Below are 11,049 nucleotides of genomic sequence, written 5' to 3'. Positions count from 1 at the left end.
ATGCGGGATCCGCTGTCCACGGCGACCGACGCCTTCACGTCCTTCCTCTTCGGCAAGATCGAGACGACCCGGCTCCCGGTGCGCACGTCCACCGGCCAGGCCCAGGCGGTCTATCTGCCGACCGCCGCGCCCGGCCTCGGCGACTCCGGCGTCATCATCGGCCGCGAGGTGTACTCCGGGAAGGGGTACATCTACGACCCCTTCCAGCTGTACGGGCAGCAGCTCCCGGCGCCGCACTGGCTGGTCCTCGGCGAGTCGGGCAACGGCAAGTCGGCCCTCGAGAAGACGTACGTCCTACGGCAGTTGAGGTTCCGCGACCGCCAGGTCGTCGTCCTCGACGCGCAGGGTGAGGACGGCGTCGGCGAGTGGAACCTCATCGCCCAGGAGCTGGGAATAACCCCCATCCGCCTGGACCCCACAGCCGCCCTGGACATGGGCATCCGCCTCAACCCGCTCGACCCGGCGATCACGACGACCGGGCAGCTCGCGCTGCTCCGGACCATCATCGAGGTCGCGCTCGGCCACGGCCTCGACGAGCGCTCCGGCTTCGCGCTGAAGGTCGCGCACGCCTACGTGAACGAGACGATCGTCGAGCGCCAGCCGGTCCTGACCGACATCGTGGAGCAACTGCGCCACCCCGAACCGGAGTCGGCCGAGGCGATGAACGTCGCCATAGACGACGTACGGGCGTGGGGCCTGGACGTGGCCCTGGTCATCGACCGGCTCGTGGACGGCGACCTGCGGGGCATGTTCGACGGCCCGACGACGGTGGGGATCGATCTCGACGCACCCCTGATCGTCTTCGACCTCTCGCACATCGACCGGAACTCCATCGCCATGCCGATCCTGATGGCGATCGTGGGCGTGTGGCTGGAGCACACCTGGATCCGCCCCGACCGGAAGAAGCGCATCTTCCTGGTCGAGGAGGCCTGGCACATCATCAACAGCCCCTTCGTGGCGCAGCTCTTCCAGCGCCTGCTGAAGTTCGGGCGCCGCCTGGGCCTGTCCTTCGTCGCGGTGGTCCACCACTTGTCCGACGTCGTGGACGGGGCGGCGGCGAAGGAGGCCGCCGCGATCCTGAAGATGGCGTCGACGCGAACGATCTACGCGCAGAAGGCGGACGAGGCGAGGGCGACCGGGCGGGTGCTCGGCCTGCCCCGGTGGGCAGTGGAGATCATCCCCACCCTGACCCCCGGCATCGCGGTCTGGGACGTCAACGGCAACGTCCAGGTCGTCAAACACCTGATCACGGAAACCGAACGCCCCCTCGTCTTCACCGACCGCGCCATGACCCAGACCTCCGCCGAACTCATCGCCGACGACGCGCTGCACGCCGCGGAACTGGAGGCGGAGGAGCGCGCGGCGGCCTTCATGGAGCAGCACCTCGGCGATCTCGACGGTTCGTCAGAGTCCACGGTGGCGTGAGAACGGTGGCGTGAGATGAGACGCGAAGAACACCAGGAGGGACGGGGAGTCCCCGACGGCCTGCTGGTCGGGGTACTGGCCTTCCTGCTCGGCATGACCCTGATGGTGTGGACGGCCACGGGCCTCGCAGGCCTGTTCTCCAAGGGCGCCTGGCCGGACGCGGTCACGTTCCCCCACACGCCCCTGGCCATGCGCCATCTCGTCGGCCAACCACACGACTTGGCCGGTGCATGGCCAGAGACTCCCGCGAACCAGCTGTCGGGTTGGGGCCTGTTCTGGGGCCTGTTCATCGGCCAGTTGATGGTGCTGCTGGTGCTTACGGTGTTCGTGCTGGGGACGGTGGCACGGTGGCGGGCGGGGCGTAGGACGAAGACGGTGGCGACGGTACCGAGACCGGCAGGTGAGCCGGGCGCGACGGGCGCGCCGAGACCGGCAGGTGAGCCGAGCCCGACGGGCACGCCGAACCCGACGACGGCGCCTCAGCCGCCGACGCACGAGCAACCACAGCCGGCAACGGCTCCCTTGTCATCGGAGGGTGAACGGGCGGGCGGGCGGGAAAACGTTCGTACCGAAACCACGACGCTCCCGCAGGCGACGATGCACAGCCAACCCCTGACAGCCGCGGCGCAGCCGCTGGAACAGGCCGAACGGGCGGGCGGGCGGGAGAACATCCGACTGGGCCAGCCCCAAGACCGCCACCCCCAAGCCGTCCAGGCCATCCAGGACGCAGAGGGCCCCGCCCTGGTAGTCACCTCGAACCCCAGAACCTGGTCGGACACCAAGGACGCCAGAGCCAAGCTCGGCCCAGTCCTCCTCTACGACCCCTCGCACCTGTGCGACACCCCGGCCCGCCTCCACTGGTCCCCCTCCACCGGCTGCGAGGACAAACCCACCGCAGCGGCAAGAGCGGCAGCGCTACTCGCCCCCGTACGCCCCACCGCCAAGGTGGACCAGGCCATGGCGGACGTAGCGGAAACGCTCCTGCGCAGCTACCTGCACGCCGCCGCAGTGGAGGGCAAGCCCTTCCGCCACGTCCACCGCTGGTCCCAGGGCACGCAGGTACAAGACGCAGTACGAGCCCTCCGTACCAACCCCAAGGCCGCATCCGGCGCGGCGGGCGAACTGGAGGCGGCCCTCACCTCGCACCCCCAACGCAGGGACATCGCACAGGAGCTGGCGGCCCGCGCCCTGTCCTCCCTCTTCACGGTCAACGTCCGCGAATCCTGCACCCCAAACCGAACTGACACCCTCACTCTGGATTCCTTCGTGAACGAAGGGGGCACGCTTTATGTGGTCGGTGAACCCATCGAGGACCCCCGAGCGAATCCCGGCGCCATGCCGCTCCTGACGGCCCTCGCCTCAAGCGTGGTCGAGCGCGGCCGGCGCATGGCCGAACGGTCATCCTCCGGTCGCCTCGACCCACCACTGACCCTCGTCCTGGACGACGTGGCGGCCGTGGCCCCCCTCCCCCAGCTCCCGGACCTCCTGGCCACCGGAGCGACCCGAGGCCTCCCGACCCTGGCCCTCCTCCGCTCCCACGAACAGGCCCGCTCCCGCTGGCCGCAGTACGAACTCCCGGTCTAGCTCGGACCCTTCACCGGACGATCGATCACGAACTCCAACTCCCGTTCCCCCGAATCACCCAAATCTCCCGTGTCCCCCGAACCCCCCGACGACAGCACGGTCACCCCGCTCGGCAGAAACCCCGCCTTCCGATAGAACGCCTCGGCACGCCCGTTCTTCTCGTGCACGAACAGCCGTACGCGCTCAAGCCCGACCCCCCAGCTCCACTCCAGCGCGGCATCGAACAACGCCCGGGTCACCCCGGCCCCACTCCCCCGATGCTCGGGCCGCACATACACCCCCACCAGATGCCCCTGGCGCCGCTCGACCACGCCCCCGAAGAAGTCCCGCTCCCCGGCCTCCTCCACGAGCACGGCGACAGACCCGTCCCACACCCCGCCCTGCCCCACGGCCACGAACTGCCGCCGCTCGGCCGTTCCCTCGGAGGCTCCGGCCGCCCGCTCCTGCCAGAACGCGTCCGGCCTGGCCGCGGCGTCCTCGTACGTCTCCAGGAACGCGAGATGAGCGACGGGGTCCCGCAGCGCGGCGAGCCGCAGCTCCCGCACCTGGGCCCACTCGTCGGAACGTATGGAACGGATCACGTGATTCATGGAAACCACCGTAATCCGCGCCTACGACAGCGCCCACCGGATATCCACCGGTGACCCACCCGCCACCCTGCCGACACCAGCCGTCGGACCTCCCGTCATGATCTCCCTGTAAGACGTCGAACACCCAACCCCCCATGGAGAAGCGCCGCATGCCCAAGGTCCAGCTCGACGAACTCCGCAATGTGATCCACCCCCCGGGCAAGCTGGACAGCAGAGCGGAACACTGGGCCGGCCGCCTCTACATGCGCGCCCTGTCGCTCCGGGTGACCCGTCTGATGCTCGGCACCAGCGTCTCGCCGAACCAGATCACGACGGTGATGGTGTTCGCGGGCGTGCTCTCCGGGGTGGCGCTGCTCCTGCCGGGCCTGGCCGGCGCCCTACTCTCCGTCCTCTTCATGCAGCTCTACCTGCTGCTCGACTGCGTGGACGGCGAAGTAGCCCGCTGGCGCAAGCAGTTCAGCCCCCTCGGCGTCTACCTGGACCGCCTCGCCGCCTACCTCGCCGACGCCGCGGTGATGGTCGGCATGGGCCTGCGCGCCTCCGAACTCGGCCTGGACCCCTACCTGGTGGCCGGCCTGGCGGCAGCCATCGGCGTCCTGCTCCTCAAGTCGTCCTCCGACCTCGTCCACGTGGCCCGCTCGGACAGCGGCATGCAGAAGGCCACCGACCAGTCCGTGGTCCCCCGCTCCAGCGGCCTGGCCCGCGTACGCCGCCTGGCCTCGTCCGTCCAGCTCCACCGCCTGTGCAACGGCATCGAGGCCACCATCCTGCTCCTGGTGACCGCGATCGTGGACACGGCACTCGGCGACCTGACAGCAACGAAGATCGCCACCGTCGCCATCACGGCGATCGTGTGGCTGCTCGTCCCCGCCCACATCGTCTCGATCGTCTCGTCGTCCCGCCTGAAGTGACCACCCGGCCCTCAGCTCCGAGGAGAGCTGAGGGCCGGGCCCCGGTCAGCTCACCGGCTTGTAGCCGAGCACGAAGGTGCTCGGCGAACCACTGCCCGGATTGCCCGGCGTATTCGGCTTGGCCAGCGAATAGACCGGCGCACCCACCGCGGCGAGAGCCTCAAGTGCCTTGTCCTGGCTCGGTGCCGCACCGTAGTAGAGGTGGAAGCTCCCCTCGACCCACGTCTCAGGCCCGGGAATGTCCGCGAGCGGCACATTGAGATCGAAGACCGTGCCCTGGTCGTACGGACCCGCGTCGGTGAAGGACCCCGAGTTGTGCAGCACCGGCCGGCCGGACGCCGGATCGGGACCGGCGAGCCCGTAGTCGCTGGCGAACTCCACGTTTTCGTGGTCGGCCTTCACCGTCACGTACTCCTCGGTGGGCGTCGGCTCCACGTCCCAGTCGACGACCCGCCGGTACGTGATGTGCGGTACGTCCGCCTCCGGAGCCAGCGAGGTGATGGTGACCTCGACGTCGTACAGCTCCGGCCGCGAGGACGGCCGGAAATCGTGCTGCACATAGACCGGATAGTCCGTACCGACGAGCCTCACGACGGACGTGGCGGTCGTCGGCGTCGTGGTGAACGACACGATCTCGGCGTTGGCGGACAGCCCGTGCACACCGTGCGACCAGCCACTCCACTGTCCCACCCCGCCCGGCGGTGTGACCTGGATGCCCCAGCCCTCGCAGTGGCAGGCCACGGCCGATACGGCCTCGAGGTTCGTCGGCTTGTAGCGCAGCCCGACCTCGGTGGTCCTGGTGCCGGCGCTGGGCGAGCCGCCCGGCGTGATCAGGTTGCCGCCCGGCTGGACGCCGATCTCGACGTCCGTACCGCCGACGGCCCCGCCGAAGAGAGAGGTGTACGCCGTCTCCCACCGGCCTTCCTCCGACTCCTCGTCCAGGTCGCCATGACTGATCATCAGCGTCACCACGTAGCAGGTGTCGCCGCCGATCCTGGTGTCGATCGTCGCGTCCTGAGCCCGCGCGCTCTTGTCGTCGGCGTAGCAACGCTTGGGAATCCGCTCCCAGTTGACGACCGTGAAGGTGAGCCGCCGGTCGTCGTCCTGCATGGTCCTGACCGCCATGTTCCACAGCTTCGAGGGGTCCTTCTGGCCCACCAGGTCCACGTAGTGCACACCGCCGTCCTCGACGGTCGCCGCGCCCGAGGCCTTTCCGTCGGCGGGCAGAGCGATCGTCTCGTGCTTGGGCCGCGCCACGGGGAACGTGGCGTCCGAGCCACTGCCACTCAGCCTGGTGCACCACTCGGACACATCAGCATCCTGATAACGCCAGTACGTGCCGTAGTCGGCTGCCGTACTCCCGCCGCACAACTGGTAGTTGGCGACCCCGAAGACCCGGAACTCCTCATACGGGTCCCCGCCGAAGTCGTCCTCGATCATGTCCTCGATCTGGCTCGCCGCGTCCGGGAACCAGGAGTCCCCGATCCGCTCCCACGTACGCCTGATGGCCTGCGCGCCAAGCCGTTCCTCCAGGAACTCGGCGAAGATGAACGCCCCGTACTGACGCCCCTCCCCCTCGTCGAGGTTCTTCCCGAAGCTGTCCTGATGCGTCAGCTCCTGCTCGGGCCGCTCGAAGAACAGCTTGAGAGCCGAGGCGTACGAAGTCGCCGAAGTGGCCGGCACATGGGCGAGGTCGTCCTGCAGCGCCTGATGGGCCGCCCACTCCGCGGTGGCCTCCATCCAGGCGTTCACACCGCGTACGTTGAACACGGTGCCCATGTCGATGTGCTTGTACTGCATGACATGGAAGAGCTCGTGCCGCGGCAGGTAGAACTCGTTGGAGCTCAGCCCACTCTCGTTGAAGTCACTGCCGATGTGGATGACGTTCGCGCCGGCGGCCTGCGGCGGCGGTACGAACCCCACACCCCGGTCGACCAGCCGCGAACCGATGAGCACAGCGATCTTCTGATCGGGATCCTGTTCCTCGTAGCCGAGGCCGTGGAACTTGGTCAGCGCCACCCTGAACGAACGGTCCAGCCTGTCGATGTAGTTGGGCACCCCGTTCTCCGGGATGTCTCCCCTGCTGAGGTCCGCGCCCACCGCATCGTCGTCCGGGTCCACGCTCCGCGAACCCTCGATGTTGTAGAAGATGACGAAGTCGTCCATCTGGTGGGCACAGTCGAAGACGACCGCCCCTCCGACCCCCGCAGGCAGGAAACCCCCGCACTCGACGGGCGCCGCGAGAACCGACACGTCCCCCGACGACTCCTGGGCGGATGCGGACTGGTCGACCGCCGACTCGTCCGTCGACTCGTCCGTCAGGTCGTCCTTCGGGTCCTCCTTCAGGAACCGTTGCAGGTCCTTTGCGTGTGCCAGCCGGTTCTGGATGCTCTTGCGCACCGGATGGGGCAGCTTCTCGATCTCCCGCCCGATCGCCATCCCCAGAATGATCTGCTCCCCCTCGGTCAAGGCGTCGTCCCGGTAACGGGCCGGCACCCCCTTGCTCTGGTAACCGAGCTTCGCGTAGGCGTGGTTGATGAACGCCTCTTCCTTCAGATCACCATTCCGCAGGTCCTCGAGCATCAGCCGCAGTCCGGTGGCCCTGAGGTCCGCGTAGTCCTCGGGCTCCGGCGTCGCCGGCGGCTCTTCACCTTTGCTCAGCGGTACGGGGTTGTACTCAGGAATCTCGTACGGCGCGGACTCCGCCGGTTCCGAGGCCGCCGCCACGACGCTCTGCTTCTCCACGGCCCCGGCCCCGCCAACAGCATCGTCGGCCGAAACGGAAGGCTGGAACAGAGACACCGACAACGCGGCCGCCGCCGCGATGACGAGCGATCTTCGACGCCACATCAGGGATCCTCCCCCAGGATCAACAGCCCCTGCACAACCCGGTGTCGGCAGACGACTGTGGGTGCGGTGGTGCTGGGCAGAGAGAGTAGAGGCACCTGAGGCTCATCCGCCATGCCCCTGACAAGATCGCGTCATAAGGAATCGGGCCAAAACAAATAGACCCCCGTACCGATTTCTCGGTACGGGGGTCTATTTTCTAAATTTAGTTCGGCGGCGTCCTACTCTCCCACAGGGTCCCCCCTGCAGTACCATCGGCGCTGTGAGGCTTAGCTTCCGGGTTCGGAATGTAACCGGGCGTTTCCCTCACGCTATGACCACCGAAACACGGTGAAACTTGTCAACCGGAGCCGTGGCATGGCTACGACGGTTGTTCGTGGTTTCAGAACCAACACAGTGGACGCGAGCAACTGAGGACAAGCCCTCGGCCTATTAGTACCAGTCAGCTTCGCCCATTACTGGGCTTCCACATCTGGCCTATCAACCCAGTCGTCTACTGGGAGCCTTAACCCCTCAAGGGGGTGGGAATACTCATCTCGAAGCAGGCTTCCCGCTTAGATGCTTTCAGCGGTTATCCCTCCCGAACGTAGCCAACCAGCCATGCCCTTGGCAGGACAACTGGCACACCAGAGGTTCGTCCGTCCCGGTCCTCTCGTACTAGGGACAGCCCTTCTCAATATTCCTGCGCGCGCAGCGGATAGGGACCGAACTGTCTCACGACGTTCTAAACCCAGCTCGCGTACCGCTTTAATGGGCGAACAGCCCAACCCTTGGGACCGACTCCAGCCCCAGGATGCGACGAGCCGACATCGAGGTGCCAAACCATCCCGTCGATATGGACTCTTGGGGAAGATCAGCCTGTTATCCCCGGGGTACCTTTTATCCGTTGAGCGACGGCGCTTCCACAAGCCACCGCCGGATCACTAGTCCCGACTTTCGTCCCTGCTCGACCCGTCGGTCTCACAGTCAAGCTCCCTTGTGCACTTACACTCAACACCTGATTACCAACCAGGCTGAGGGAACCTTTGGGCGCCTCCGTTACTCTTTAGGAGGCAACCGCCCCAGTTAAACTACCCATCAGACACTGTCCCTGATCCGGATCACGGACCCAGGTTAGACATCCAGCACGACCAGACTGGTATTTCAACGACGACTCCACCTGAGCTGGCGCTCAAGCTTCACAGTCTCCCAGCTATCCTACACAAGCCGAACCGAACACCAATATCAAACTATAGTAAAGGTCCCGGGGTCTTTCCGTCCTGCTGCGCGAAACGAGCATCTTTACTCGTAGTGCAATTTCACCGGGCCTATGGTTGAGACAGTCGAGAAGTCGTTACGCCATTCGTGCAGGTCGGAACTTACCCGACAAGGAATTTCGCTACCTTAGGATGGTTATAGTTACCACCGCCGTTTACTGGCGCTTAAGTTCTCAGCTTCTGCCACCCCGAAGAGTGACTAACCGGTCCCCTTAACGTTCCAGCACCGGGCAGGCGTCAGTCCGTATACATCGCCTTACGGCTTCGCACGGACCTGTGTTTTTAGTAAACAGTCGCTTCTCGCTGGTCTCTGCGGCCACCCCCAGCTCAAGCAGCAAGTGCTATCACCGGTGATGGCCCCCCTTCTCCCGAAGTTACGGGGGCATTTTGCCGAGTTCCTTAACCATAGTTCACCCGAACGCCTCGGTATTCTCTACCTGACCACCTGAGTCGGTTTAGGGTACGGGCCGCCATGAAACTCGCTAGAGGCTTTTCTCGACAGCATAGGATCATCCACTTCACCACAATCGGCTCGGCATCAGGTCTCAGGCTATGTGCTGTCCGGATTTACCTGGACAACGCCCTACACCCTTACCCCGGGACAACCACCGCCCGGGATGGACTACCTTCCTGCGTCACCCCATCACTCACCTACTGCAGGTCTGGTCCGTCGGCTCCACCACTCCCCTTTGCCCGAAGGCTCCGGGGCGGCTTCACGGACTTAGCATCGCCTGGTTCAATGTTTGACGCTTCACAGCGGGTACCGGAATATCAACCGGTTATCCATCGACTACGCCTGTCGGCCTCGCCTTAGGTCCCGACTTACCCTGGGCAGATCAGCTTGACCCAGGAACCCTTAGTCAATCGGCGCACACGTTTCTCACGTGTGTATCGCTACTCATGCCTGCATTCTCACTCGTGAACCGTCCACCACTAGCTTCCGCTGCGGCTTCACCCGGCACACGACGCTCCCCTACCCATCCCAGCCCCCGTTGGGGGTATGTGCTGGAATGACACGACTTCGGCGGTACGCTTGAGCCCCGCTACATTGTCGGCGCGGAATCACTAGACCAGTGAGCTATTACGCACTCTTTCAAGGGTGGCTGCTTCTAAGCCAACCTCCTGGTTGTCTGTGCGACTCCACATCCTTTCCCACTTAGCGTACGCTTAGGGGCCTTAGTCGATGCTCTGGGCTGTTTCCCTCTCGACCATGGAGCTTATCCCCCACAGTCTCACTGCCGTGCTCTCACTTACCGGCATTCGGAGTTTGGCTAAGGTCAGTAACCCGGTAGGGCCCATCGCCTATCCAGTGCTCTACCTCCGGCAAGAAACACACGACGCTGCACCTAAATGCATTTCGGGGAGAACCAGCTATCACGGAGTTTGATTGGCCTTTCACCCCTAACCACAGGTCATCCCCCAGGTTTTCAACCCTGGTGGGTTCGGTCCTCCACGACCTCTTACAGCCGCTTCAACCTGCCCATGGCTAGATCACTCCGCTTCGGGTCTTGAGCGCGCTACTAAATCGCCCTATTCGGACTCGCTTTCGCTACGGCTTCCCCACACGGGTTAACCTCGCAACACACCGCAAACTCGCAGGCTCATTCTTCAAAAGGCACGCAGTCACGACGCACCAAGTAAACTTGATGCGCGACGCTCCCACGGCTTGTAGGCACACGGTTTCAGGTACTATTTCACTCCGCTCCCGCGGTACTTTTCACCATTCCCTCACGGTACTATCCGCTATCGGTCACCAGGGAATATTTAGGCTTAGCGGGTGGTCCCGCCAGATTCACACGGGATTTCTCGGGCCCCGTGCTACTTGGGTGTTTCTCAAACGAGCCGTTGACGTTTCGACTACGGGGGTCTTACCCTCTACGCCGGACCTTTCGCATGTCCTTCGCCTACATCAACGGTTTCTGACTCGTCTCACGATCGGCAGACCGTGAAAGAGAAATCCCACAACCCCATATACGCAACCCCTGCCGGGTCTCACACGCATATGGTTTAGCCTCATCCAGTTTCGCTCGCCACTACTCCCGGAATCACGGTTGTTTTCTCTTCCTGCGGGTACTGAGATGTTTCACTTCCCCGCGTTCCCTCCACATACCCTATGTGTTCAGGTATGGGTGACAGCCCATGACGACTGCCGGGTTTCCCCATTCGGAAACCCCCGGATCAAAGCCTGGTTGACGGCTCCCCGGGGACTATCGTGGCCTCCCACGTCCTTCATCGGTTCCTGGTGCCAAGGCATCCACCGTGCGCCCTTAAAAACTTGGCCACAGATGCTCGCGTCCACTGTGCAGTTCTCAAACAACGACCAACCACCCACCACCCCACCCTGAAGGGCGAGTTCACTGGGGCCGGCACTGAAGATCCAGACTCAAAGTCCGTACCCTCAGACACCCAACAGCGTGCCCAACACCCTCGCCACTC

The 11,049-nt window shown here is 64.7% G+C and carries 5 protein-coding genes and 2 rRNA genes; 3 read left to right on the top strand and 4 right to left on the bottom strand.

The features are described 5' to 3' along the window. The gene (locus tag OG266_RS23490) at positions 1 to 1,425 is read left to right on the top strand and encodes an ATP-binding protein (protein ID WP_266459167.1); all 1,425 of its coding nucleotides are present in this window, start codon (positions 1 to 3) and stop codon (positions 1,423 to 1,425) included. 15 nt (positions 1,426 to 1,440) lie between these two features. Beyond that, positions 1,441 to 3,009 carry a type VI secretion protein gene (locus OG266_RS23485; protein WP_371548237.1) on the top strand — a complete coding sequence of 523 codons (1,569 nt, stop codon included), beginning with the start codon at positions 1,441 to 1,443 and terminating at the stop codon, positions 3,007 to 3,009. Here the strand turns inward: OG266_RS23485 and OG266_RS23480 are convergent. Beyond that, positions 3,006 to 3,599, bottom strand: a complete 594-nt coding sequence (locus tag OG266_RS23480; RefSeq protein WP_266459162.1) for a GNAT family N-acetyltransferase — start codon at positions 3,597 to 3,599, stop codon at positions 3,006 to 3,008. The two genes, OG266_RS23485 and OG266_RS23480, sit on opposite strands and share 4 nt — an antisense overlap. A 149-nt stretch (positions 3,600 to 3,748) precedes the next feature. On the opposite strand from OG266_RS23480, the gene OG266_RS23475 reads away from it, so the two are divergent. Beyond that, positions 3,749 to 4,510 carry a CDP-alcohol phosphatidyltransferase family protein gene (locus OG266_RS23475; RefSeq protein ID WP_371548234.1) on the top strand — a complete coding sequence of 254 codons (762 nt, stop codon included), beginning with the start codon at positions 3,749 to 3,751 and terminating at the stop codon, positions 4,508 to 4,510. Positions 4,511 to 4,555: 45 nt separating this feature from the next. Here the strand turns inward: OG266_RS23475 and OG266_RS23470 are convergent, their stop codons facing one another. The 3 genes from OG266_RS23470 to OG266_RS23460 all read right to left on the bottom strand — a co-directional run bounded on the left by OG266_RS23470 (position 4,556) and on the right by OG266_RS23460 (position 10,894). Then, the gene (locus OG266_RS23470) at positions 4,556 to 7,360 is read right to left on the bottom strand and encodes a hypothetical protein (RefSeq protein ID WP_371548232.1); all 2,805 of its coding nucleotides are present in this window, start codon (positions 7,358 to 7,360) and stop codon (positions 4,556 to 4,558) included. Between the two features lie 205 nt (positions 7,361 to 7,565). Next, positions 7,566 to 7,682 (bottom strand): 5S ribosomal RNA (gene rrf / locus OG266_RS23465). An 87-nt stretch (positions 7,683 to 7,769) separates the two neighbouring features. Beyond that, positions 7,770 to 10,894 (bottom strand): 23S ribosomal RNA (locus OG266_RS23460). Between the last annotated feature and the right edge of the window lie 155 nt (positions 10,895 to 11,049).

This window comes from Streptomyces sp. NBC_00554, from assembly GCF_041431135.1.
Taxonomy (GTDB): Bacteria; Actinomycetota; Actinomycetes; order Streptomycetales; family Streptomycetaceae; genus Streptomyces.
Note: the sequence above shows the minus strand (reverse complement) of the source record. Positions and strands in the feature narration are given on the sequence as shown.

Bases quoted from the DNA above. Each gene is read 5' to 3' on its own strand.
- OG266_RS23475 (WP_371548234.1), top strand. From the start codon at position 3,749: ATGCCCAAGGTCCAGCTCGACGAACTCCGCAATGTGATCCACCCCCCG.
- OG266_RS23470 (WP_371548232.1), bottom strand. From the start codon at position 7,360: ATGTGGCGTCGAAGATCGCTCGTCATCGCGGCGGCGGCCGCGTTGTCG.
- OG266_RS23480 (WP_266459162.1), bottom strand. From the start codon at position 3,599: ATGAATCACGTGATCCGTTCCATACGTTCCGACGAGTGGGCCCAGGTG.
- OG266_RS23485 (WP_371548237.1), top strand. From the start codon at position 1,441: ATGAGACGCGAAGAACACCAGGAGGGACGGGGAGTCCCCGACGGCCTG.
- OG266_RS23490 (WP_266459167.1), top strand. From the start codon at position 1: ATGCGGGATCCGCTGTCCACGGCGACCGACGCCTTCACGTCCTTCCTC.